The sequence below is a fragment of the Kribbella sp. NPDC051586 genome, from assembly GCF_044453965.1.
GTDB lineage: Bacteria > Actinomycetota > Actinomycetes > Propionibacteriales > Kribbellaceae > Kribbella.
The window spans coordinates 930,529-955,024 of the sequence record NZ_JBITDF010000001.1; the positions used below are offsets into that span (position 1 = coordinate 930,529).

At 68.5% G+C, this 24,496-nt stretch carries 21 protein-coding genes; 9 read left to right on the plus strand and 12 right to left on the minus strand.

Going from position 1 to position 24,496, the window contains the following annotated elements; translation table 11 throughout:
- The first annotated feature begins 5 nt into the window (after window positions 1-5).
- Window positions 6-671, plus strand: coding sequence for a pyrimidine 5'-nucleotidase (locus ACIA58_RS04615; RefSeq protein ID WP_396402202.1), 666 nt, complete (start codon window positions 6-8; stop codon window positions 669-671).
- Here the strand turns inward: ACIA58_RS04615 and ACIA58_RS04620 are convergent.
- A complete protein-coding gene (locus tag ACIA58_RS04620) occupies window positions 655-4,854 on the minus strand; it encodes a S8 family serine peptidase (RefSeq protein WP_396402203.1) in 4,200 nt (1,399 codons plus the stop codon). The two genes, ACIA58_RS04615 and ACIA58_RS04620, sit on opposite strands and share 17 nt — an antisense overlap.
- 169 nt (window positions 4,855-5,023) lie before the next feature.
- Between ACIA58_RS04620 and ACIA58_RS04625 the strand changes: the two genes are divergently transcribed.
- The 4 genes from ACIA58_RS04625 to ACIA58_RS04640 all read left to right on the plus strand — a co-directional run bounded on the left by ACIA58_RS04625 (window position 5,024) and on the right by ACIA58_RS04640 (window position 9,261).
- A complete protein-coding gene (locus ACIA58_RS04625) occupies window positions 5,024-6,010 on the plus strand; it encodes a helix-turn-helix domain-containing protein (protein WP_396402204.1) in 987 nt (328 codons plus the stop codon).
- A gap of 101 nt (window positions 6,011-6,111) precedes the next feature.
- Window positions 6,112-6,810: a FadR/GntR family transcriptional regulator gene (locus ACIA58_RS04630; protein ID WP_396402205.1), complete on the plus strand. Its 699-nt coding sequence runs from the start codon at window positions 6,112-6,114 to the stop codon at window positions 6,808-6,810.
- Window positions 6,807-7,235: a GNAT family N-acetyltransferase gene (locus ACIA58_RS04635; protein WP_396402206.1), complete on the plus strand. Its 429-nt coding sequence runs from the start codon at window positions 6,807-6,809 to the stop codon at window positions 7,233-7,235. The genes ACIA58_RS04630 and ACIA58_RS04635 overlap by 4 nt, the downstream gene beginning before the upstream one ends.
- 73 nt (window positions 7,236-7,308) lie before the next feature.
- Window positions 7,309-9,261 carry a glycosyl hydrolase family 28-related protein gene (locus ACIA58_RS04640; RefSeq protein WP_396402207.1) on the plus strand — a complete coding sequence of 651 codons (1,953 nt, stop codon included), beginning with the start codon at window positions 7,309-7,311 and terminating at the stop codon, window positions 9,259-9,261.
- A 14-nt stretch (window positions 9,262-9,275) separates the two neighbouring features.
- On the opposite strand, the gene ACIA58_RS04645 is transcribed toward ACIA58_RS04640, so the two are convergent.
- Entirely contained in the window at window positions 9,276-10,832 is a 1,557-nt protein-coding gene (locus tag ACIA58_RS04645) for an MFS transporter (protein ID WP_396402208.1), read from the minus strand.
- 112 nt (window positions 10,833-10,944) lie between these two features.
- On the opposite strand from ACIA58_RS04645, the gene ACIA58_RS04650 reads away from it, so the two are divergent.
- Together ACIA58_RS04650 and ACIA58_RS04655 are read left to right on the plus strand one after the other, a co-directional pair.
- Window positions 10,945-11,376, plus strand: coding sequence for a MarR family winged helix-turn-helix transcriptional regulator (locus ACIA58_RS04650; protein WP_396402209.1), 432 nt, complete (start codon window positions 10,945-10,947; stop codon window positions 11,374-11,376).
- A gap of 3 nt (window positions 11,377-11,379) precedes the next feature.
- Window positions 11,380-12,531 (plus strand): pyridoxal phosphate-dependent aminotransferase, encoded by a 1,152-nt coding sequence (locus ACIA58_RS04655; protein WP_396402210.1) that lies wholly within the window; start codon window positions 11,380-11,382, stop codon window positions 12,529-12,531.
- 132 nt (window positions 12,532-12,663) lie between these two features.
- Here the strand turns inward: ACIA58_RS04655 and ACIA58_RS04660 are convergent, their stop codons facing one another.
- The 4 genes from ACIA58_RS04660 to ACIA58_RS04675 form a co-directional block, all read right to left on the minus strand.
- A complete protein-coding gene (locus tag ACIA58_RS04660) occupies window positions 12,664-13,170 on the minus strand; it encodes a hypothetical protein (protein ID WP_396402211.1) in 507 nt (168 codons plus the stop codon).
- A gap of 178 nt (window positions 13,171-13,348) precedes the next feature.
- Window positions 13,349-13,699 carry an ArsC/Spx/MgsR family protein gene (locus tag ACIA58_RS04665; RefSeq protein WP_396402212.1) on the minus strand — a complete coding sequence of 117 codons (351 nt, stop codon included), beginning with the start codon at window positions 13,697-13,699 and terminating at the stop codon, window positions 13,349-13,351.
- Between the two features lie 17 nt (window positions 13,700-13,716).
- Window positions 13,717-14,178, minus strand: coding sequence for a hypothetical protein (locus tag ACIA58_RS04670; protein ID WP_396402213.1), 462 nt, complete (start codon window positions 14,176-14,178; stop codon window positions 13,717-13,719).
- A gap of 46 nt (window positions 14,179-14,224) precedes the next feature.
- A complete protein-coding gene (locus ACIA58_RS04675; RefSeq protein ID WP_396402214.1) occupies window positions 14,225-14,818 on the minus strand; it encodes a hypothetical protein in 594 nt (197 codons plus the stop codon).
- 72 nt (window positions 14,819-14,890) lie between these two features.
- Here ACIA58_RS04675 and ACIA58_RS04680 point away from each other — a divergent pair, with 72 nt between their 5' ends.
- Window positions 14,891-15,448, plus strand: a complete 558-nt coding sequence (locus ACIA58_RS04680; protein ID WP_396402215.1) for a dihydrofolate reductase family protein — start codon at window positions 14,891-14,893, stop codon at window positions 15,446-15,448.
- A gap of 40 nt (window positions 15,449-15,488) precedes the next feature.
- On the opposite strand, the gene clpB is transcribed toward ACIA58_RS04680, so the two are convergent.
- The 3 genes from clpB to ACIA58_RS04695 form a co-directional block, all read right to left on the minus strand.
- A complete protein-coding gene (gene clpB / locus ACIA58_RS04685) occupies window positions 15,489-18,065 on the minus strand; it encodes an ATP-dependent chaperone ClpB (protein ID WP_396402216.1) in 2,577 nt (858 codons plus the stop codon).
- Between the two features lie 189 nt (window positions 18,066-18,254).
- Complete coding sequence (locus tag ACIA58_RS04690; protein ID WP_396403309.1) at window positions 18,255-18,893, minus strand: response regulator; 639 nt, start codon at window positions 18,891-18,893, stop codon at window positions 18,255-18,257.
- 8 nt (window positions 18,894-18,901) lie between these two features.
- Window positions 18,902-20,755 carry a sensor histidine kinase gene (locus ACIA58_RS04695; RefSeq protein ID WP_396402217.1) on the minus strand — a complete coding sequence of 618 codons (1,854 nt, stop codon included), beginning with the start codon at window positions 20,753-20,755 and terminating at the stop codon, window positions 18,902-18,904.
- A gap of 211 nt (window positions 20,756-20,966) precedes the next feature.
- Here ACIA58_RS04695 and ACIA58_RS04700 point away from each other — a divergent pair, with 211 nt between their 5' ends.
- Entirely contained in the window at window positions 20,967-22,061 is a 1,095-nt protein-coding gene (locus ACIA58_RS04700; protein WP_396402218.1) for a glycosyltransferase 87 family protein, read from the plus strand.
- On the opposite strand, the gene ACIA58_RS04705 is transcribed toward ACIA58_RS04700, so the two are convergent.
- From ACIA58_RS04705 to dnaJ, 3 genes are all read right to left on the minus strand, one after another.
- On the minus strand, window positions 22,028-22,564 hold the full coding sequence (locus tag ACIA58_RS04705; RefSeq protein ID WP_396402219.1) for a GNAT family N-acetyltransferase: 537 nt from the start codon (window positions 22,562-22,564) through the stop codon (window positions 22,028-22,030). The two genes, ACIA58_RS04700 and ACIA58_RS04705, sit on opposite strands and share 34 nt — an antisense overlap.
- Before the next feature lie 284 nt (window positions 22,565-22,848).
- A complete protein-coding gene (locus ACIA58_RS04710) occupies window positions 22,849-23,304 on the minus strand; it encodes a heat shock protein transcriptional repressor HspR (protein WP_396402221.1) in 456 nt (151 codons plus the stop codon).
- Window positions 23,304-24,476 (minus strand): molecular chaperone DnaJ, encoded by a 1,173-nt coding sequence (gene dnaJ / locus ACIA58_RS04715; protein ID WP_396402222.1) that lies wholly within the window; start codon window positions 24,474-24,476, stop codon window positions 23,304-23,306. Before dnaJ ends, ACIA58_RS04710 begins: the two co-directional genes overlap by 1 nt.
- Between the last annotated feature and the right edge of the window lie 20 nt (window positions 24,477-24,496).

Here is a 24,496-nt window from a genome sequence, read left to right on the forward strand (position 1 = left end):
GTCGGGTGCTGGCGGACATCAACACCTGGGTTCTCGATCTCGACAACACTCTGTATCCACCGAGTGTCGGCCTCGCCGATCAGATGAATGTCCGGATCCGTGCATACCTCGCGAACCTCTTCGGTGCCGACGAAGCTGAGGCACTGCGGATGCAGTCCGAGCTGGTCGCGGAGCACGGCACGACATTGCGCGGCCTGATGAACACCCGGGGCATCGACCCGCACGACTACCTCTCGTGGGAACACACGATCGACTACTCGGTGCTGCGCGCCGGCTCCGTCCTGGCCGCCGCGATCCGGGAGCTTCCCGGCCGCAAGTATGTCTTCACCAACGGCTCGGCCTACCACGCGAACGAGGTACTGAGCAGGCTTGGACTGTCGGCGCTGTTCGACGGAGTGTTCGACATTCTGGCCGGCGGCCTGATCCCCAAGCCGTATCCGGACAGCTACCACCGGTTCGTGGATCAGTTCGGCATCACGCCGGAGCGGACTGTGTTTTCCGACGACCTCGACGTCAACCTCTCCGTTCCTTACGAACTGGGTATGACGACGGCGTGGATGACGCACGAGCCGTCCGCGGACGGGACGCCGTACCAGCAGCTCGGGCCGAAACGCTGGCAGGTCCAGGACCTGCCAGCGTTCCTCGGCTACTTGGTCAGTGGTGGGTCGTGATGCGGTAGACGCCGCCTCCGGCCGTTCCGGCGTACAGCCACTGTCCGTCCGGTGACCTGACCAGGCTGGCCACGTCGAGGTTGGGCAGTCCGTCGGAGATGTTCTGCCAGCTGCGACCCCCGTCGCGGCTGTTCAGCACACCCCGGCCACCTACCGGAAGTCCCGCATCGGCGCTGTCACCGTCGGCCGCGAAGAGCTCGCCGTCGGCGCCGTACGTCAGCGCAGTGATGTTCAGCCGGAACCCGGACGTCGAGGCAGCCTTCACGGTCCGGCCTCCGTCCCAGCTGTTGTACAGACCGTTTCCGCCGATGACCAGGTGGTTGACGTTGCGCGGGTCGAGCGCCAGGGCCGACACCGGTACGGCGGACAGCCGCTGAACCGACTGCCCTTGGTCGTCGGAGCGATACAACCCGTCCGGTCCGCCGAGCCACAGGTGGTCGGGGTTGCGCGGATCGGCGGCGATCGCGGTGATGCGGACGGCCAGGTTGTTCTTCCGCCAGGTCTTACCGCCGTCACGGCTGACGACGACACCTGGGCTGAGGAGGTCGCTGACCGCCGCATAGATGTAGTCGCGGTTCGCCGGGTCGACGACGATCTGGTAGACCTTCGCATCGGTCAGCACGGTCAGCTTGACCGTCCAGTTCCTGCCGCCGTCGGTCGACTCCTCGATCGTCGGACGTCCTTGCGACTTCGAGACGGCGCGGAACAGGCGGTGGGAATCGGCCGGATCGGTGGTCAGTGCCGTGATCCGGTTCCCCAGCAGGATGTCGCTTCCGTTGAGCCCCCAGTCGTGGTCAGCGGGGCTCGGAACCCGCTGCACCGGCAATGCGGTCGTGAAGGTCGAGAACGTCGTACCGGCGACGAGGGTGGACTTGCCGGACGTGTCCTGGCCGACTGCCAGCGCGTGTACGTCGGCGCTCGTCAGACCGACGCGGCGGTACGTCGCACCGGAATCGTCGGTCAGGTACACCCCGCTGCCCACGGCGGAGACCACCAGCCGCTTGCTGTTCGGCGGCGAGGAGATCCGGAGGATGTCGCCGCCGACCGGGATCGGCATCGTGCTCCACCGCGTTCCGCCGCTCCGGTCGACGAGGATCTCGTTCGACGTCGCGGCGTACACGTCGCCGTTGACGAACTGCACCGAGGACAGGGTCTCGGACTCGGGTGCGGCCGGCCCGGGTTGCCAACTAGCGCCGTGGTCACGCGACAGGTAGAGCTGCCGCGGGGTCCGGGCCACGAGGAGGTTCGCGTCACCTGCGACCTGCTCCACGAACTGGTCCTCCTCGGGCGAGGTGAACAGCTCCTGCCTCGGCTCGGGCGCACTGTCGACGTTCCGGATCACGTAGAGCTTCAGACCGTCGCCGAAGTACAGGTCGTGGCCGATCAGGCTGACCCGTTGCAGGTCTTCGCCCGGACTCGGGTAGTTCGTCCAGGTCAGACCGCGATCGGTGCTGACGTAAATGCTGTTGTTGAACGCGGGCACGACGAGGATCCGGCCGGTCGGGTCGATGGACAGGTCGCTCGGGCTGACGTCCGGGAACGGCAGCGTCGTCCAGGTCTCGCCGGCGTCATGACTCACCAGGACCTTGCCCTGGTACGTCGGATCCGCTCCGCCCGCGACGGCGAGGTACACCGTGTCCGGCCGGGTCGGATCGGTCGCCATCCCCAGGTTCACGCCGCCTCCGACCGGGACGTTGCGCAGCTCACGCCAGGTGCTGCCGTCGTCGTCGGTCCGGAACACCCCAGGCCGCGGCGACAGGTACGGCAGGGCGAACATCCGCCCGGCCTTCGAGGTGTACCCGATCTTGTCCGCACCCTGACTGGTCGGACCGACGGACTGCCACCCGTTCGGACCGGACCCGTGCGCGGTGCCCAGCTCTTCGTACGACGTCTGTCCGTCGAGCCATGCGCCCGACGGGGTACGCGCGGCCGCCGACACCTGGTACGCGCCGGCCGGTCCGGCGGGCACGGAGTACTTCCACCATCCTGTGTGGTCGAACGTCGCCGTGCCGATGGTCGCGTGGTGCGACCCCGGCGCGGTCACGGACACCCGCGGCGCCGCCTTCAGATCGGCCTCGGAGTGGATGTAGACCGACGCACCCGAGGCGGTCGGGTCCGGGTTGGCGTGCAGGTCGAGCGGCCGCACGGCCAGCAGCCAGGGGACGGACAGGTCCGGTGACCCACTGACCGACGCACGCAGCCACCCGCTCCAGTCCGCGCCGCCGGTCGGGCGCGCGCCGGTCACCGTGACGCGGACCGTCACCTTCTTCCCCGGGCCGAGTCGGGCGGAGCTCGGAGACACCGAGACCTTCGCAGGCGTGCCGGTGGCCGACTTGCCGTCGAAGTGCAGCGTCCTGGTCGCGGACGACACGTTGGTCAGCGTGACCGTGGTCGTGGAGCGCAGCATGCGGCTGCTGAGGTCCGCGGCGCCCAGGCTCAGGGATCGCCTGCTCGGCAGGACCGTCAGCTGGTCAGCGCTAGCCACATCGAGACGACCCGATCCCTGCGTGACGGCGTCGTACCCGGAGAGCGGGTCGGCACCGCCGGTCAGCGCTGCGGCGACCTGGTCGGCGGTCCAGTCGGGGTGAGCCTGCAGGATCAGCGCAGCGGCACCGGCGACGTGTGGCGCGGCCATGCTTGTTCCGCTGTCGTCGGCGTACTGACCACCCGGCCAGGTGGAGCGGATCTCGACGCCCGGTGCGACCAGATCCGGCTTGATCGCGAAGCTACCCGGCACCGGGCCGCGCGAGCTGAACCCGGGGATCTGATCGGTCGCGTCGGTGCCACCGATGTGCACGCGGACCGGGCCTTGGGTGAGCCACTGCGCCAGGTCCGACCCATCGGTCCCGTTCATCACGGTCGCGACCACCGAGGCCTTGCCCGTGTCGTCCGACGTACCGGTGGCGAAGGCCGGACGGAGCGTATGACCCCCGCCACCCCTGTAGTAGTTCGGCGTCCGCAGCAGCACTGCCTTCGCGCCGTGCTGTTCGGCGGTCGCCAGGATTTCGCCGAGCGTATCGCTGTTGTACGCGACCAGGACAGCCTTGCCGGTGGCGTCGATGGAGTCGTAGTCGCTCGGAGCGCCGTTGACCGCGTCGACGACCTCCAGGTCCTCACCACCGGCCGGTGGGTTCGCCGACAGTCCGACCCGCTGTATGTCGAGCGGATGCCGGACCGGGGTGGTGACCGTGACGGACGGCATGTCGACACCGGTGATGCTGGCGCCGACCGCGAGGATGCCGGGAGCCTCGGCCGGCGAACCGACCGTGCTTTCGCCGGGGCCTACGTTGCCCGCGGCGGCGACCACGACGACTCCGTCGTGGACGGCGTTCTCAGCGGCCTGCTCGAGCGGATCGCCGTGCGCCGGATCGCCGGACAGGCTCAGATTCACCACGTCCGCGCGGTACGGGTTGTCGGCGGCGATCGCGGCCTCGAACCCGGCGACAACGTCCGACTCGTAACCGTTGCCATCCGCGTTCAGCACCTTGTACGCGGTCAGGTTCGCTGCCGGCGCGACGCCGGTCCGGCCGTCAGGCTGCGTGCTGCGGCCGGCAACGATCCCGGCGACGTGGGTGCCGTGGCCGTTGTCGTCCATCGGGTCGGCGTCGTTGTTGACGAAGTCGTAGCCGGCAGCAACCTTGTGGCCGCGGCCGAATCCGCCGCCGAGATCGGGATGGGTGTAATCGATGCCTGTGTCAACGATCGCGATCGTCTGCCCGGCGCCGGTGACCGCCGTACCTTTGGGATCTTTGGTCTTCCAGACCTCGGGCGCCTTGATCTGTGACAGCGCGGCGTCACCACTGGAATGCAGTTGCTGGTCCGGATACACGGCGGTCACGCCGGGAAGGGCGCGCAGCCGGGCCTCGCCGGCGGTGTCAGTGGTGACCGCCACGGCGTTGAGGAGTTGGCTGTACTCGTGGGTGACGGTGGCTTTTATGCCCGCGGCGGCGACTGCCTGCCGGAAGCTCGTGTGCGCGGCCTGCACGGCCGTCGCCCGCTGCTGGACCAGCGCTCCCGCGGACAGGGCCGGCGCACCGGCGAACTGGACGATGACCCGCGTGCTCGGCGTCGAAGGAGTAGAGGAAGGGGATGTGGCGACGGCCGGTGTGGCCGCGAGGACGAGGGTCAGCGGCGTCGCCAACGCCAGCGCTCCTCGGACGACACGTCTCGGTACAGGATGCATGGCGGCACTCCCGATGGCAGGACGGAAATCGATCTATGGCGGATGCAGTGTGCTCGCGGGACGCAGCGCGCGGCCAGAGGATCGAGCGGCACGATGAAGCCAATGTCCTTGACCGGCCATCGAGAAAATCGCTGCGCCGGGACCGGTTCCGCGGAGTACTCTCGCGACGATGTCCACCAGGGAGCGCGTCGACGAGGGCAAGCTCTCCGCCGTCGGCGTCACGGCTCTGGACGAGCAGCTGTACCGGTGGTTGCTGACGGCCCCGGGCTCGACGATGGCCGACCTGACCACCGGGACCGGGATCGGCGCGGCCCGCGCCCGGCAGGCGATAGCGCGGCTCGAGCGATCCGGACTGGTGAGCCGGCGGCCCGGAGTGCCGGCGAGATTCCTCCCGGCGCCGCCCGATGTCGCCGTCGGCTCGCTGATCGCCCATCGCCAGGACGAGCTCGAGCGGGCCAGGTTGGCGGCGGAGAGTCTGCTCGCGGACTTCCACCAGGGCACGCGCTACGAGCACACCTCGCAGGTCGTCGAGCTGATCAGCGGCCAGTCCACGATCAGCCAGCGCGCGGCCCAGCTGATGAGTGGCGCCGAGCACGAGGTGGTGCTGTTCGACAAGCCGCCGTACGTCGGCGCGCAGGACAACCCCGACGAGATGGACGCGCTTGCCCGCGGCGTGCGGTGGCGGGCGATCTACTCGACCGAGTCACTGACCGAGCCCGGCCAGCTCGCCAGGATGACGGCCTTCCGGGACGCGGGCGAGCAAGCCCGGCTCTCGGCGGTAGTCCCGACCAAGCTGGTCATCGTCGACAGCCGCCTCGCGCTGCTGCCGTTGGGGGTCGACGGCGCGGACGTGGCCGAGACCGCGGTGCTCGTTCACCCCAGCTCCCTGCTCTCGTTGCTCGTCACGCATTTCGACGGCATGTGGGAGCGAAGCATCCCGTTCGACCAGCACCTGAGCGGCGGCCAGCCTCCGGCCAAGTCCGAGCAGCGGGTGCTACAACTGCTCTCGGCGGGGCTGAAGGACGAGGCGATCGCCCGTCAGCTCGGCATCAGTCTCCGGACCACGCGGCGCTGGATCGCGCACCTGATGGCCGACCGCGGCGTCACCACCCGCTTCCAGCTCGGCCTGGTTGTAGCCCGCGAATTGACCTCCTGACGTCTGATGAATCGGCCCCTACGGTCGAGAGGTCGCGCCTGAGCGCGGCGAATGTGACTGGGATTGGTCTGAGGACTTACGCTTCGGGGAGGAGGTGACGAATGGCTGCCACGGACAAGGCGCTGGCCGGTCTGCGTCAGATGATCGCGTCCGGCGAGCTCGGGCCGGGGGCGAAGTTTCCGCCCGAGCCTGAGCTGTGCGACCACCTGGGGGTGTCCCGCAGTTCGTTGCGCGAGGCGGTGCGGTCGCTGGGCGCGCTCGGCGTGATCGAGTCCCGGCACGGCTCGGGGACGTACGTCTCGGCGCTGGACCCGGCCGCGATCATCAGCCGGTTCTCGCTGTCGGTCGAGCTGATCCCGCTCGAGGGCGTGCTCGAACTCCTGGAGGTACGCCGGGTGCTCGAGTCGCACGCCACCGCTGCCGCGGCCGCTCGCCAGGACCCGGACCTCGCCGCCCGGCTGAGCTCGATCCTCGATCGGCTCGAATCCACCACCGACGCGACCGAGATCCAGTTCCTCGACGCCGAGTTCCATGGCGCGATCTGCTCCGCCGGTGGCAACCCGACCGTCACCGCGCTGACCGGCGTGATCCGCGGGCGCGGCGGGCACTACCGGATCTTCGAGCCCGGCGCCGACTTCAACGCGATCAAGCAGACCAGCGACCGCGGCCACCGCGCTATCCTCTCCGCGATCGCGGACCGCAACCCCGCGGCAGCCGCGACCGCAGCGTCGGCGCACATCGCCCAAACCGAGCTCTGGCTCCGCGCCCTCCGCCCCGAACCCCAACCGGCCCTGCCGTGACGTGGACTCTGCGCCCTGCCCGGCTGGATGACCTCGAGGACCTCGTCGAGATCCGGGCTGTCGTCATGCGCCGCGACCTGGAGCGACTCGGGCGGTACGACGCACACCGGGTCCGGCAAAGGCTGCGGGACTCGTTCTCACCGGAGAACACCCAGATCATCGAGATCGGGGGCGAGCTGGCCGGCTCCATCGCGGTCCGGCCTGCCGAGAATCGCCGGTGGCTGGAGCACTTCTACCTGGCTCCACACCACCAGGGCCACGGCCTCGGCACCGCGGTACTGCGGTCCGTCCTGGACCAAGCGGACACCGACATCTGGCTGAACGTTTTGCAGGGCAGCCCGGCCCGCAAGCTGTACGAGCGCCACGGCTTCATCCTGGACAGCGAGGACCCGGTCGACGTCTTTATGGTCCGGAAATTTCTCTGACCTGTCGAGATCTTGCGCACTCATCGTCGGGTGCATAACCTCCAGACACATTCGTCCGGGAGGGGATCCGCCAATGTCCCGTTCACGCCTGATCGCGGTGGCGCTGACCACCGCACTTCTCGGTGCCCTGCTCACGTCCCAACCAGCTGTCGCCCATCCGACTGCGCACATCACCCGCGCCGGGCTCGATCCCGCGTTGGTCGCCGGCCGCGGTGCCGACGTACCGTTCATCGAGCAGGAGGCGGAGAACGCAGCCTTCACCGGCGAGAAGATCGGTCCGGGGCGCGACGCGTACACCCTCCCGGCCGAGGCCTCCGGGCGGACTGCCGTACGCCTGCAGCCCAAGCAGTACGTCGAATTCACGCTGACGCGACCGGCCAACGCGCTGACGTTGCGGTACAGCATCCCGGACGCGCCGGGCGGTGGCGGGATCACCGCACCGCTGGACGTGTCGGTGAACGGGAAGCACAAGCGGACGATGACGCTGACGTCGCAGTACGCCTGGCTCTACGGCATGTATCCGTTCTCGAACGACCCGAACGTCGACCCGATCCCGGGCTGGTGGAAACCCGAGCCCGACCCGGTCAGCAAGCCGTTCCGCCCGAACCACTTCTACGACGAGCAGCGCGTGATGCTCGATCGGACTTATCAGGCCGGCTCGCGCGTCCGGTTCGCCGTACCTCGTGCGACCGCCGCGGCGTGGACCGTGCTCGACGTCGCGGACTTCGAACTGGTCGGAGCAGCTCTCCGGCAACCCGGTCGGTCCTTGGACGTGCGCCTGTTCGGCGCCGATCCGACCGGCCGGCGTGACGCGGCACCGGCGATCGAGCGGACGATTGCGGCAGCTCAACGGATCGGTTGGTCGGTGTTCATCCCGGCCGGGACGTTCCAGGTCAACCGGCACATCGTCGTCGACAAGGTGACGATCCGGGGCGCCGGCAACTGGTGGACGATCATCAAGGGCAGCGTGGTGCCGCTGGCTGAGCCTGCTCCGGACAAGTCCGTGCACAGCGCGCCCGGGTTCTACGGCAAGTACGCCGCCGACGGCGGGAGCACCGGCGTACATCTGTCCGACTTCGCCGTCGAGAGCGATGTCCGGGAACGCATCGACACCGATCAGGTGAACGGAATCGGCGGCGCGATCGGCGGCGGCTCGACGATCGAGAACCTGTACCTGCATCACACCAAGGTCGGCATTTGGTTGGACGGCCCAATGGACGGCCTGCTGATCCGCAACAACGTCATCACCGATGCGGTTGCCGACGGCATCAACCTGCACCTCGGTGTGTCGAACGTCCGGGCCACCAACAACTTCGTCCGCAACAGCGGCGACGACGGGCTGGCGATGTGGTCGGAGTCGAACACCGGCGGCCTGGTCAACCACAACAACGTCTACGACCACAACACCGTTCAGACGCCCGTCCTCGCGAACAACATCGCGATCTACGGCGGGCGCGACAACGCAGTCACCGACAATCTGGTCGCGGACCCGATCCGTGAGGGCAGCACGCTGCACGCGGGCTCGCGGTTCGACGCCACGCCGTTCGAGGGCACGCTCACCTTCGCACGCAACACCACGGTCCGCGGCGGTCCGCGGGATCTGAACTGGGACATCGGACTCGGTGCGATCTGGCTGTACGCGTTGCAGTCCACGATGTCCGGGACGATCGAGATCCGGGACAGCTCGTTCCTGGACTCGACGTACAACGCGATGATGTTCGTCGTCGACTGGCCGGTGAAGGACGACTACGCGATCACGAACGTTGCCGTGCGCAACATCAAGGTCGACGGCACCGGGACCAACGTGGTGAACGCTCGAGTGGGCGGCTGGGCCACGTTCGAGAACGTCGACGCGCGGAACGTCGGTGCGCCGTTCGTCAACAACTGCGGGACCTTCCACTTCAACGGGCCGCCGGAGTTCGAGGTCCGCGACCTGGGCGGCAACGACGGCGGCTGGACCGGTGCGACCTGGTGCGAGGACCGCCCCGCCGTCGTACCGCCACCGCCGCCGTCACCTTGGAACTGAGGATCTTCAGCCCATCACAATCGCCCGGCCTCGGCAGGCTGACGCTCGCCGACCTGCGGATCCGGCGATTGTGATGGCTTGGGAATCCGGAACGCGAGCACCAGGACGATCGCGCCGACCAGCACGATGCCCCCGCCGACCAGCGCAGCGATGTGCATGGCATGGATGAACGCGTCGTTCGCGGTCTTCACCAGCTCCGGGCGGCCGAGCGTGGCAGCCACGTGCCGGGTCGCCTCGGCCGACGTACCGGCCGCGTCCGGCAGGCCGACGAGCGACGGCGCGATCCGGTGCTGGTAGGTCGACGAGACGATCGTGCCGAGAATGGCGACCCCGAGGACGCTGCCGACCTGGCGGAGGACGTTGTTGACGGCCGACCCGGCGCCCATCCGATCCAGCGGAAGCGTCGCCAGTACGGCGGTCGTGGTGGGGGCCGTCGTCATGCCGATGGACAGGCCGACGAGCCCGCCGATCACACCGATCCACACCAGCGAGGTGTCTACGTCGTACAGCAGGTTCAGGCAGGAGCAGGCCGCGAGTACGAAGACCGCCGTACCGGAGACCTTGGCGACCCCGAACCGGGCGGCCAGCCGGGCACCCAGCTGTGAGCCGACGATGACACCGCTTGCCGCGGGCAACGACATCAGGCCGGCCGACAGCGCGCTCATGCCGCGGGCGCCCTGCAGGTAGAAGGCGAGGTAGAAGCTCTGGCCGGTCAGCAGCAGGAAGACGACCGCCAGGGTGAAGTTGCCGGCCGCGAACCGGCGGTTGCGGAACAGGCGCGGGTCGAAGCTCGGCTCGTGTTCCCGCCATTCGGACAAGACGAACCCGGCGAGCAGGACGAGTCCGGCCGCGATACTCGCCCAGACCTGCCAGCGGTTCCAGCCGCCTTGGTGACCGCCTTCGATCAGGCCGTACGACAGGCCGAGCAGGCCGAGGGTGGACAGGCCGAGGCCGAGCGGGTCGAGCCGGCGGCGCCGTGGGCTCCGCGGGTTCGGCAGGACGAGTGCGGCGCCGATCAGGCCGAACGCGACGATCGGCAGGTTGATAGTGAAGACCGAGCCCCACCAGAAATGGTCGATCAGCAGGCCGCCGAGCACCGGTCCGACGGCTACGCCTACGCCCGCCGACGAGCCCCAGACGGCGATGGCACCGGCCCGGCGTTCCGGCGGGAAGGTCCAGCCGATGATCGCCATCGACGGCGGCATGATCAGCGCGCCGCCGAGGCCCATCGCCGCGCGGGCCAGGATCAGCGCGACCGGTCCGGTCGCCCAGGCGGCCCAGGCGGAGGCGCCGCCGAAGATCAGCAGACCGAGCATGAGGATGGTCCGATGGCCGTACCGGTCACCGAGGGCACCGGCCAGGAACAGAGCGGTGGCGAAGAGCAACGAATAGATGCCGACGGCCCACTGCAGCTGGCCGGGCGTGGCGCCGAGGCCGTGGACCGGGTCGGCGAGGCGTTCGAGCGCGATACCGAGGACGGTCGAGTCGATCCAGATCAGGACGGCCGAGACAACCAGGATGGCGAGGATGCGGCGTTGCCGCCGCTCGGGAATGAGGTCGATCGAGGACACGAAGTCTCCTATAATTGTCAGGACCCTGACGAGATCTCGATCATCCTCGATTGACAGGAACCTGTCAATCTCTTTTTCGTGTCCACGCCCGGACCTGGGCAGAATGGGGAGCATGGACACCTACGCCGACGACGGCTGCGTGACGTTTCTCGTCCGGCACGCCTGGCTGAGCATGCGCTCGGTGCTCGCCGAGACGCTCGACGAGCACGGGCTCTCGGTGCAGCAGTACGGGACGCTGCTCTGTGTGCGGAAGGAACCCGGACTGACCATCGCCGACGTCGGCCGGGTCGTCGGTACGACGCGGCAGTCGGCCAACGAGCTGATCACCGGGATGGAGCGCGCCGGCCTGATCGAGCGCCGGCCGAACCCGAAGGACCGGCGTACCCAGCAGATCCACCTCACCGAGGCCGGGGCCCAGCGGCTGGCCGAGGCGACCCCGGCGATCCGCAAGGTCGAGGACGAGCTCGAGGCGTCGTTCAGCGGCGGCGACCGCAGCACGGCGCGGGCCTGGCTTGCACATATGGTCACGGCCGTCGAGGGTTGAGGGATGCGCGCACACGCTGAGCGGTTGGACGGGCTGGGTACGACGATCTTCGCCGAGATGTCCGCGCTCGCGATGGCGACCGGATCGGTCAACCTCGGCCAGGGGTTCCCGGACCGCGACGGGCCGGACTCGCTGCTCGAGGACGCGATCGCGGCGATCCGCGCGGGCGCGAACCAGTACCCGCCGGCTCGCGGCGTACCCGCACTCCGGCAGGCGATCGCCGACCACCAGAAGCGGTTCTACGACCTCGCGTACGACCCGGACACGCAGGTCCTCGTCACCACCGGCGCCACCGAGGCGGTCGCGGCCGCACTGCTCGCGTTCGTCGAGCCTGGTGACGAGGTGATCGCCCTCGAGCCGTACTACGACTCGTACGCGGCCGGCATCGCCTTCGCCGGCGGGCGTCGCGTCCCGGTGACGCTGCGCGCGCCGTCGTACCGGCTGGATCTGGACGAGCTGCGAGCCGCGGTCACGCCGAGGACCAAGGTCCTGCTGATCAACTCACCGCACAACCCGACCGGCACCGTCCTCACCGATGCCGAACTGCAAGGCATCTGCGACGTCGCTCTCGAGCACGATCTCGTGGTCATCACCGACGAGGTCTACGAACACCTCGTGTACGACGGCGTCCGGCACCGACCGCTGGCGTCGTACGACGGGATGGCGGATCGCACGGTCTCGATCAGCAGCGCCGGCAAGACCTTCGCGGTCACCGGCTGGAAGATCGGCTGGGTGACGGGCTCCGCTGATGTCGTCACGGCGGTCACCACGGCCAAGCAGTTCCTGACCTTCACGTCCGGCGCCCCGTTCCAGCCCGCCGTCGCCAACGCGCTTGCCCTAGGCAACGACTACTTCGACGCCCTGCGCGCCGACCTCCAGTCCCGCCGCGACCTCCTCGCCGACGGCCTCGCCGCCCTCGGCTTCGAAGTCCACCGCCCCGCCGGCACCTACTTCATCACCACCGACATCCGCCCCCTCGGCCACACCGACGGCATCACCTTCTGCCGCCAACTCCCCGAACGCGCCGGCGTAGTAGCCATCCCCCACCAAGTCTTCTACGACAACCCCACCCCCGGCCGCCCCCTGGTCCGCTGGGCCTTCTGCAAACAACCCGAAGTCCTCCAAGAAGCCCTAACCCGCCTCCAGAAACTCTGACGAGACATCGGCTCGCTGGTTATGAGACGATGGTTCTAGCTCGCCTCGCGCTGCTTGGTGAGAAGTGAAGCTGGGATTCCCGCCGGAACGACGGGCCCCAGCTTTCGCGCTGTCTGGCCTGTTCGAGGTGTCTCAACGGATGACTACGCGGTGGACCGTCACGACAGCATCCATCGCCGCCAGCCAGCGTTCCTCACCTAGCACGGACGCCGACATCGCCCCGGCAACCGCGTCGGGCAGCCAGAGCATGGGCTCGCCGGCCGGTCGCGCGAATTGCACTTGAAGTTCGTGCGAGATCAGCCGCTTACGTCGCGCGCTGTCAACCAGACGAAGGTCGCGCCGATCCTGCACCGCCGTACGCGATTCCAGCCAGGCCTGCGCGACGCCGAACCGGTCCAGTTCATACAGCAACTGCTCGAGGCAGCACCGGCGAGCACGTTCCTGCCGGGACCGCTCCATCGGCGTACCGACGGTGACAATCGCGGCGATGTCCATCTGTGCGATCGCTTCAGCGATCAGGTCGCGCCGCTTCACCGACTCACCCACCCAGTGCAGCCGAACACCAGGCTTGATAGTCAAGCCGGCGAGTTCCCGCCGCAGGTCGTCGCACCGTGCGTTATCGGTGACGACGGCGGCCATCGTGTACGTCCCGGACCCACCGACGGGACCAACGACGACGGACTCGTCGACCCACGCGGAGAGGCTGAAAGCGGGCTCGGACGGACTGGGCATTCACGGGATTCTCCAGGAAACGTGCAGTCGGGAGCCGCCGTTATCCACAGGTCGTGGGGCATTGTGGGGCATTCCGGGGCAGATTTCAGGGGAGGAACTTTGCGAGGGTTTGGGGGTCTCGGGCTATGGCGGTGGTTTGGTCGGCGGCGGTGATTATGGGGCGTTGGATGAGGATGGGTGAGTCGACCATGGCCTGGATCCAGGTGGTGCGGTGGGAGTTGTCTTTGGGGACGTCGCGGAGGGGTTGGGCTTCGGGTTCGTTGGGGCGGATGAGGTCCCAGGGGTCCAGGTTGAGGCGGGTCAGGACGGCCTCGAGTTCTTCAGCGGTGGGTGGGTCGTCCAGGTAGCGGCGGACTGTGTAGCGGATGCCGGCTTCGTCGAAGGACTTGGTGGCTGCCTGGCATTTGGAGCAGGCGGGGTTGATCCAGATCTCCACGAAAGGGCTCCCGAGGGTCAGTGGTGGAACCAGAGTTTGGTGGGGCGCTGCAGCATCAGGATCAGGAGGGTCGCGTGGATCGCGAGGCCGAGGATGCCGGCCGGCAGGGACATCAGGCCGCCGGCGATGCCCATCGCGGCGACGGCGATCAGCAGGTAGCGCGACCAGCGGCGCCGCTTGCGCAGGTACAGCGCGGGGACCAGGTAGACGAACGCACAGATCATCGCCGCCGCCACCGCGACCGGTGCGTTGTTGCGCGACCCGGTCAGTACCTCGGAGATCTGGTCGCCGGCCGAAGTGAGCGTGAGAATCGCCAGCAGCAGGCACATCGCGCCCAGCCCGAGCGCGATCACGGATGCGATCGTCACCTGCTTGGGCGGAGTCAGCTGATAGCCGTACGTGTCCGGAGCCGCACCGAACAGACCGCTGTACGGCCCTGGTCGCTCTTCGCCCGGCACGTCGCCGCGCTGCTCACTCATTCGGTCCGATATTCCTTCCAACTGCCCCCGCCCCGATCCTGCCAGATCACCCAAGCCGCACCACGGCAACGTCGAGGTGGGGGAACCGCAGGTACGGCGTGAGGTCGGTGAGGCCGGCGCACGACGGGTCCGGCCGGAAGCGGACCGTCGTACCAGTGGTGCCGTCGCCGACCAACGGCTCGAGGTCCGTCACCGGAATGCCGCCCTCGTACCGCTGGGTCCACGAGCCGTTAGCACGCCGGTTGGTATGGATGAGCCAGTCACTGAGCGCGGCGACGACCGACATGCCGCGGCGCGGATGACCGTCGGGGAGCAGCGGCGAGGCGGGATCGGAGAAGAAGCGGAGATCCTGCGTCGCCATGATCGGCTTCTTCACCACGTTCCCGTGCTCGTCGACGCGGGTGTCCGTCCCGCGACCGTCGTCGGCGATCGAGATCGAGCCGTCCTCGTGGAACCTGACCGAGCACTGTCCGCGACGCCCGACGGACTCGGCCTCGTCATCGGGGTAGGCGAGCACCTCCAGCACCAGGTGGAGTACGCCGCCAGGCGCATACCGATCGCCGTCAGCGCGGATCGCGTCCAGATGTTCCCTGTCGACCGAGGCTGCCCAGTCGTGTGTGGTGTTGACCCAGTGCGTCACTTCCCCATTCTCCCCGATTCCTTTCGGTCCCGGGACCGGTCTACATACCAAAGAACCCAGAGGGAGACAGATATGCGCAAGATCATTGCCTCGGCGCTGGTGACGCTCGACGGTGTCGCTGAGGATCCAGGCGGCTACGGCGGTACGTCGTACGGCGGGTGGGCGCTGCCGTACTTCGGGGAGGAGTCGGTCCGCCTGTCCATCGAGAAGCTGGCCGGATGCGACTACTTCCTGTGCGGGCGGCGTACCTATGAGATGTTCGCGGCCGCGTGGGGCAACGCCGAAGGGCCGTACGCCGACCGCCTGCGCGAGCTGCCGAAGCTGGTTGCCTCCAGCACGCTCAAGGGCGCCCTGACCTGGAACGCGACGCTCCTCGAGGGCGACGCGATCTCCGCCCTGAAGCAGCTCAAGCAGCAGGACGGCGGCGACATCATCATGTACGGCAACCCGACCCTGCTCCGCAGCCTGCTCGAGAACGACCTGGTCGACGAGCTGGACCTCATGCTGCACCCGGTGCTGCTGGGGACGGGCGCCAAGTTGTTCGTGGAGGGCACTCCGAGCCCGAAGCTCACCCTGGACGGCCACACCGTGTTGGACAACGGCGTCAGCATCCTGACCTACCGGATCTGACAAGTCGGGGCCCGGTCGGATCGACCGGGCCCCGCACTTGTCAGGACACCTCGAGGGCGTCCTTGGACTCGTTGAGAGTCACCGTGACGGTCTCGCCGTCGCGCACCGAGCCGTCCAGCAACCCACGAGCCAGCTCATCGCCGATCGCGGACTGCACCAGCCGGCGCAGCGGGCGGGCGCCGTACACCGGGTCGTACCCGGTCATCGCCAGCCACTCCATCGCGCCCTCGTCGACATTCAGCGTGATCCGCCGGTCGAGCAGTCGCCGCTGCAGCGCCGCGATCTGCAGCGCGACGATCTGCGTCAGCTCCTCGCTGCCGAGCGCGTCGAACAGCACGATCTCGTCCAGCCGGTTGATGAACTCCGGCTTGAACGACTGCCGCACGACCGCCATCACCTGGTCGCGCTTGGCCTTGTCGTCCAGCGACATGTCGGCCAGGTACGCCGAACCCAGGTTGCTGGTCAGGATCAGGATCACGTTGCGGAAGTCGACCGTACGACCCTGGCCGTCGGTCAGCCGGCCGTCGTCCAGCACCTGCAGCAGGATGTCGAAGACCTCGGGGTGCGCCTTCTCCACCTCGTCCAGCAGGATCACCGAGTACGGACGGCGCCGCACTGCCTCGGTGAGCTGGCCGCCCTCTTCGTACCCGACGTAGCCGGGCGGGGCGCCGACCAGCCGCGCGACGCTGTGCTTCTCGCCGTACTCCGACATGTCGATCCGGACCATCGCCCGCTCGTCGTCGAACAGGAAGTCCGCGAGCGCCTTCGCGAGCTCGGTCTTACCGACGCCGGTCGGACCGAGGAACAGGAACGAACCGGTCGGCCGGTCCGGGTCGGAGATGCCGGCCCGCGCCCGCCGTACGGCGTCGCTCACGGCCTTGACCGCCTCGCGCTGACCGATCAGCCGATGACCCAGCTCGTCCTCCATCCGGAGCAACTTGCCGGTCTCGCCCTCGAGCAGCCGCCCGGTCGGGATCCCGGTCCACATCGCGATCACCTCGGCGATCTCGGTCGGACCGACCTCCTCGTTGACCATCGCCTCGGGGCCCTCGACGACGTCGTCCTCCTCGGACGCCTTCTCCAGCTCCTTGGTCAGCTCGGGAATCTCGCCGTACAGGATCCGGGCCGCGGTCTCCAGGTCGCCGTCGCGCTGGGCGCGCTCGGCCTGGCCGCGCAGCTCGTCGATGCGCTCCTTGACCTCACCGACCCGATTCAGGCCGGACTTCTCCCGGTCCCAGCGGGCCTCGAGCGCGCGCAGCTCCTCCTCGCGGTCGGCGAGGTCGGCACGCAGCCGCTCCAGCCGCTCCTGCGACGACGGGTCGTCCTCGCGGGACAGCGCGAGCTCCTCCATCTTCAGCCGGTCGACGGTCCGGCGGAGCGAGTCGATCTCGACCGGGGACGAGTCGATCTCCATCCGCAGCCGGGACGCGGCCTCGTCGACCAGATCGATCGCCTTGTCGGGCAGCTGGCGGCCGGAGATGTACCGGTGCGACAGCGTCGCCGCGGCGACCAGGGCAGAGTCGGAGATGGCGACCTTGTGGTGCGCCTCGTACCGCTCCTTCAGACCGCGCAGGATCGCGATCGAGTCCTCGACCGAGGGCTCGCCGACGAACACCTGCTGGAAACGCCGCTCCAGCGCCGGGTCCTTCTCGATCCGGGTCCGGTACTCGTCGAGGGTGGTGGCGCCGATCATCCGGAGCTCACCACGCGCCAGCATCGGCTTCAGCATGTTGCCGGCGTCCATCGCGCCCTCGCCGGACGCACCGGCGCCGACGACGGTGTGCAGCTCGTCGATGAACGTGATGATCTGACCGTCGGACTCCTTGATCTCGGTCAGCACCGCCTTCAGCCGCTCCTCGAACTCACCGCGGTACTTCGCGCCCGCGACCATCGCACCGAGGTCCAGGCTGATCAGCCGGCGGCCTCGCAGCGACTCGGGCACGTCACCGGCCACGATCCGCTGGGCCAGCCCCTCGACGACGGCGGTCTTGCCGACGCCGGGCTCACCGATCAGGACGGGGTTGTTCTTGGTACGACGCGACAGCACCTGGACCACGCGCCGGATCTCGGAGTCACGGCCGATCACCGGGTCGAGCTTGCCCTCCTTGGCGCGCTCGGTCAGGTCGACGCCGTACTTCTCCAATGTCTTGGTGGTTCCTTCGGCCTCCGGCGAGGTGATCCGGCGGTTGCCTCGCATCTGGTCGAAGGCTTGCAGCAGCGCGTCCGCCGTCACGCCGAGCGCGGTCTTGGCCACACCCTCGACGGTTGCGAGCGCGATCAGCAAATGCTCCGTGGAGACATACTCGTCCCCGAGCCCGAGGGCCCGCTGCTCTGCCTGGTTCAGCACGTCGCCGGTCTTCGGCGACAGGCTCGGCGCCTGCACGCTGCCACCGCTCGCCTTCGGCAGCCGGCTCAGCTGCGCGGCGGTCTTCTGGCGGACGGCGTCGAGGTCGCCGCCGGCTGCCTCGAGCAGACCGATCGTCGTCCCTTCGGGCTGCGCGAGCAGCGCGGAGAGCAGGTGAATCGGTTCCACGGTCGGGTTGCCCGCCGCGGACGTCTGACGGATCGCGACCGACAGGGTTTCCCGGGCCAGCGTCGTCAACCGCTGAACGTCCATCTATTTCCAGCCTTTCCAGCTCAACTAACAGGTCTCACAAGACACAACTTATCGAAACTTGAGTCCATTCCACTCAACTCTGAGGAATCCCAGGGAGAACTCAGGGTTCCGCTCTCCTCTCACTACAAGTTGTATCCGTTTCCGCACGCTCTGCCGCCGACGAGATCCGCGCCTGTGGACAACCCACAACTAGTGCTGGCCGGCCGAGACCACCCCGGCGTCGTACGCGAGGATCACCGCCTGGACCCGGTCCCGCAGTCCGGTCTTGGTGAGCATCCGGCTGACGTGGGTCTTCACCGTGTGCTCGGTCAGGTGCAGCTCGGCCGCGATCTCCGCATTCGAGTTGCCCCTCGCGACCAGAACCAGGACCTCCCGCTCCCGGGCCGTGAGTACGTCGAGCCGCGCCGCCACCGCCGGATCAAGCCCCGTGTCGGCGAACCGGTCGATCAACCGCCGCGTCACCGGCGGTGCCAGCAGGGCGTCGCCGGCCGCGATCACCCGGACCGCGTTGATCAGCTCGTCCCGCGACGACCGCTTCAGCAGGAATCCGCTCGCCCCGGCGCGCAACGCGTCGTACACGTACTCGTCCAGGTCGAACGTGGTCAGGATCAGCACCTTCGGCCCGCCGGCCAGCCGCCGGGTCGCCTCGATCCCGTCCATCACCGGCATCCGCACGTCCATCAGGACGACGGCCAGATCGAGGATCGCGGCCGCCTTCTGGATCGCGTCCGCGCCGTCGACCGCTTGCGCGACCACCTCGATGTCCGCCTGCCCGTCGAGGATCATCGCGATCCCGTCCCGGACCAGGTCCTGGTCGTCCACCACCATCACCTTGATCACCGGGCGGCCCCGACCGGGATCCAGGCCCTGATCGTGGTGCCGGCGTCTGGTCCCGTACCGATGTCGAGCGTGCCGTGGTGAACCCGCACCCGCTCGCGCATCCCGGCCAGACCGTGCCGGCCGCTGCGCCGTGCTGCGGCCGGATCGAACCCGGCGCCGTCGTCCACGACCTCGACCTCGATCCCGTCGGCGCCGATCGCGACCGTCACGTTCACCTTCGTCGCCTTCGCATGCCGTACTGCGTTGGTCAGCCCTTCCTGCACCAACCGGTACGCTGTGAGCTGGTGACCGGCCGGCGGCAACGCCGGATCTCCGGTCAGATCCAGCTCCACCGGAAGCTGCTGGGACGACACATCGGTCACCAACTGGCGCACATCCTTCAGACCGGGCTGCGGAGCCAACTGCGGATCCGGTACGCCATCAGCGTCGCGCAGCGCCGACAGCAACCGGTCCAGCTCGCCGAGCGCCCGCCGCCCCGCATCCCCGATGCGCTGGAACCCGGCCAGTACGTCGGCATCGCCGCGCCGTACGAGATCCGGCCCTGTCTCCGCCTGGATCACCATCAGGTTGACCGCATGCGCCACGACGTCGTGCAGGTCCCGCGCGATGTTGGACCGCTCGGTGAGCACGACCTGCTCGGCCTCGCGCTCGACGGCCTGCTCTTCGAGCTCTACCTCCCGGCGCGCCGCCTCGCGGTTGCGCCAGTACAGCCGGACCGCGATACCTCCGCAGACCGGCAGCAGGAGGATCAGCGACAGACTGATCGGCCACTGGTGACTCATGATCGCGTCGAACCAGCCGTTCCGAAGTACGCCGTCGACGTCCCAGTCGAATCCCACCTTGCGGATGGCCGGGAAGACGATCACCATCACCGAATACGGCGTCCAGTAGCTGATCAGCGGAAGCGCGGCCAGGACGGCGACGGCCGTAGGGAAGGTCCAGCGCAGACTCCGGCCGTGCTGCGGCGTCACGATCAGCCAGTACAGCGCGAGCCCGAAAGCGCAGTACAGGGAGACGATGTCGGTCGACGCCTGCCAGTTCGCAATCAGCGACGCCACCGCGAGCACCACGACCGGGACGACGTACCAGCGCCGGAGTACCAGGGTCAGCGCGGCGTACGCGACGACGTACGGCATCCAGCCCGGAGCGCTCCACCAGTTGCCGTAGAACAGGTCCTTGCCGATCTCGGTCAGGACCAGCCCCGAGACCGCGACGGCCAGGATCACGTTGCGCGGCAGCTCGAGCTGCGGGTCGCGCAGGAACCCGCGGAGGTCGGCCATCCGCTCCCGCGCGGTCAACGCCTGAGCCCAGCTCTGATGACGCAGTGCCAGGAACAGCAGCGCCAGTACGACGATGAGCAGCGCCTGCCAGCGCGGCCAGCCGTTCGCGGCGATCTTCTCGTAGTCGGTCGTGGTGATGCCAGGTCCGGAACTGCGGTAGAGAACCTTCATCAGTGGCAGGCGCACCAGCCCCAGCAACAGCGGCAGCGCGGCGGCTGCCGCGGCGACGGCCAGAACTGTGGGCACCCGGCAACGACCGGCCAGCGACCACAGGGCCAGCACGCAGCCCAGGAGCAGGAACCAGTCGAGCTGACCGACCAGACCGGCCAGATAGGCGCCACCGACCAGGCCGAGCAGCGCGACCGCGGGCTCGAACCGCCGGATCACGATCAGCGCCGGGAACAGCACGACGACCATGCGGAGCCCGAGCCAGACATGCGGCCAGCCGTCGGTGTGGCTGTTGGCAGCCCCGAACTGCAGGCTGACCAGTCCGGCCACCGCGATCGCAGCGTCGAGCCAGACCGCCCGCTTTCCAACGGACAACCAGTCCAGCGCCGCACGTGTACTCACGCCACCATTCTGCGTGCCATAGGGCCGCGGGCCGTCACTCTTTGGAGTGACACGGCGGTCATTCGAAAGTGTGCCGAGTCGCGGTACGGCGTCCCTCGCGGCAGTGACCCGGGTTGGCTCCCACTGGCGATGTGGCGGACCGGGGCGCGCCGGGAGGGTCGATGGCATGACCATCGACCTTGTTCCACCACGGGTCCGGCGAGGTGTTCCGGTGCCGGTGTTGGTGCTGGCGGCAACGATCTTGCCGCTGCTCTGCGTGCTGATCTGGCGGCCGTCGTTCATGATGTCCGACCTGCGGGTGTACTACGCGGCGGCCCGCGGACTGTTGCACGGACAGGACATCTACACCGTCCACCACCAGTACCCCGGGATGGGTCTGGGTTTCACCTATCCACCGTTCGCCGCGATCGTTCTGTCGCCGCTGGCGATCGGGCAGGAGTTCGGGCGGCTGCTGATGACGTTGCTGTCGGGCGTCTCGCTGCTGGTGATCGGCTGGACGACCGCCAAGGCACTGGGCTGGGGACGCACGGCCGGTCTGGTGATTGCCTTCGCCGCGTTGGCGTTCGAGCCGGTATGGTCGACGTTCGGGCTGGGTCAGATCAACCTGATCCTCCTGGCCCTGCTGATGCTCGACCTGCTCGGCCACCTCCCCCGGCGGTACCGCGGAGTCCTCGTCGGTGTTGCCACCGGCATCAAACTGACCCCGGGCATCTTCATCGTCTTCCTGCTGATCACCAGGCGGTTCCGGGAAGCGGCAGTGGCGGCCGGTACGACGCTCGGCACGATCGTGATCGGCTGGCTGGTGATGCCCGGCCCGGCGACAGCCTTCTGGACGCGGTACATCTTCGACCCAGGCCGGCCCGGACCGGCGCAGTACGTCGGCAATCAGTCCGTGCGTGGAGCGATCGCCAGGATCACGCACAACCCCGCTTCGCCAATATGGTTGCTAGCAGCAACGGCCATCGGAGTGGCCGGGCTACTCACGGCACGACGACTGCACGATCGGGGCCTCACCTTCGAGGCACTGATCGCAACGGCGTTCACCGGATTGATCGTCTCGCCGATCTCGTGGTCCAACCACTGGGTCGGGGCCGTACCCGCCGCCGCAATGCTCTGGGCGCGACGGCGTACCGTGTCGGCCGCTGTCTGGACGGCGACCTTCGTGCTGGGGTTGCCGTGGCGGATGCCGTTCGCGGGCGACCGTGAGTACGACTGGACTCTGGTCCAGTCGGTGGCGGGCGACTCCTACTTGATCGGCGCGTTGCTGCTGCTCTACGTGCTGAACTCGGAGGCGCGGATCCGGTAGACCTGCAGATTCAGGTCGTAGTACTTGTCGGTCTCGCCGACCCACTGCAGGCCGAGGCGTTTCGCGGTCGCGATCGCGCGCTTGTTGTTCGGGCGGGCGACGGCGAACAGTTCGTCGACATCGCCTTCCTTGAACGCCCAGCGCATCAGCGCGCTACTGGCCTCGGTCGCGTACCCGTTGCCCCAGGCGCTCGGCCGCAACTGCCAGCCGATCTCGAGATCCTCCTCGTACGGCGGGAGCAGGCGGATCAGCATCGCGCCGACCACTTCACCGTCGTCGCGGCGGGCGACCGCCCAGCGTCCGGCCGGGACGACGAAGTTCGGCTGGGCCTCGATCCAGGCCTGCAGGATCAACCGCATGGTGGCGGCGTCCGGCACCTTGTCGATGGCCGGTGACAGCCAGGGCGCCACGTCGGCGGAGCCAAAGATCTCCAGCGCGGCGTCGGCGTCGTCTTCCTCCCAGTCCCGGATCAGCAGCCGGTCCGTCTCCAGCTTCAGCGTCACCCCGCCAGAGTATGCGGTCGGTGGCCGTAGACAACAGGTTCGGCGGTGTCCGGCAGCTGAACGCACACAGCGCCCCCGGCCGGATCGGCCGGAGGCGCTGGCGAAGAGGCCGCAGGGCGGTCCGGGAACGGACCACCCCGCGGGGTCGAAGGGCGCCGGGGGGAATGACGCGCCTTCGACTGTGGAGGCGTCGCGGGGGAACGACGACCTCCACCGGAACCGGAGGCTCCGAGGGTGGGTTTCGGAGTATCTCCGGTGGTCTTGGGAACCCCCCGGGTGAAGGATCAGCGCGGGCCGAGCTCCAGAGGCTGGGTGCGGATCCAGCGCGTCGTGGTCTGCTGCCGGCCCATGGCGATCACGTCGCCGGCTGGACCGGCCGAGAAGACCCGGCTGGTGGCGGTGCGCCGGGAGGCGCCGACACCGCGTTGAACCTCGGCCAGAAGCTGGTTGACCCGCTGACGCAGGTCCTCCACCTCCGACTGTAGCGCGAGGATGTGGCGAATTCCCGCGAGGTTGATGCCCTCTTCCTGGGACAGGTGCTGCACATAGCGCAGCTTCGCCACGTCGTACGCCGAGTACCGCCGGCCGCGGCCGGACGCCCGGCTCGGCACCACAAGGCCGAGCCGGTCGTACTGGCGCAACGTCTGCGGGTGCATGCCGGCCAGCTGGGCCGCGACCGAGATCACATAGATCGGGGTGCGGTCGTCCCAGGTCGGCACCTGGCTGAACGGGATACCCATCACGATGTCCCGAACAACCCGGCCCGCAGATCAGGATGATCCGACGCGGAGTTGAACTCCTGCAGCTTTTCCTTCTGCTCGTCGGTCAACTCGTGCGGCACCTGCACCTCGAGGGTGAGGAGCAGGTCTCCCTTGGTCCCGTCCCGCCGGACCGATCCCTTGCCACGGACGCGCAGCTTGCTGCCGTTCGCCGTACCGGCCGGGATCCGGACCGTGACGGGCAGGCCGTCCAGGGTCGGAACCTTGATCTCGGCGCCCAGCGCCGCCTCGGTGAAACTCACCGGGACGTTCAGCGTCAGGTGCTCGCCCTGGCGGCCGAAGATCCGGTGCGGCTTGACGTGCACGGTGACGTAGAGGTCGCCCGCCGGGCCACCTCGTTCGCCGGCCGCGCCCTTGCCCTTGAGCCGGATCCGCTGGTTGTCCTGCACGCCCGCGGGGATGCGGACCTGCATGGTCTTGCTCGACTGGCCGCGGCCGGAGCCGTGGCAGGTCTCGCACGGCTGGTCGACGACCAGGCCGCGACCCTTGCACTCGGTGCACGGCTCGGTCATGGCGAACACGCCGCCCTGCACCGAGGTCTGCATTCCCGTGCCTTCGCACTTCAGGCAGACCTTCGGCACCGTGCCGTACTTCGCGCCCGTGCCGTGACAGGTCGGGCACGGCGCGTCGCTCGTCATCCGGAGCCCGACCGTGACTCCGTTCACGGCCTCGGCGAACTCGATCGTCGCCTCGGTCTCGATGTCCTGGCCGCGCCGCGGACGGGCCGTCGTCGAGGTGGTCGTGCGCTGACCACCACCGCCGAACATCCCGCCCAGGATGTCGCCGAGCCCGCCGCCGCTGCCGCCGGAGCCGCCGCGGTTGAACAGGTCGCCGACGTCGAAGTTGAACCCGCCGCCGCCCTGACCGCTGCCGGTCGGCATCCGGAAGCCGCCGCTGCCGAACAGCCGGCGCGCCTCGTCGTACTCCTTGCGCTTCTTCGGGTCGCCGACGACGTCGTACGCCTCGGAGACCTCCTTGAACTTGGCCTCCGCGGACGCGTCACCGGCGTTGGAGTCGGGGTGGTACTTGCGCGCCAGCTTGCGGTAGGACTTCTTGATCTCGTCGGCCTCGGCGGTCTTGGAGACGCCGAGAACCTTGTAGAAGTCCTTCTCGAGCCAGTCCTTCGTGCTCATCTGACGCCTCCCCTCCCGTC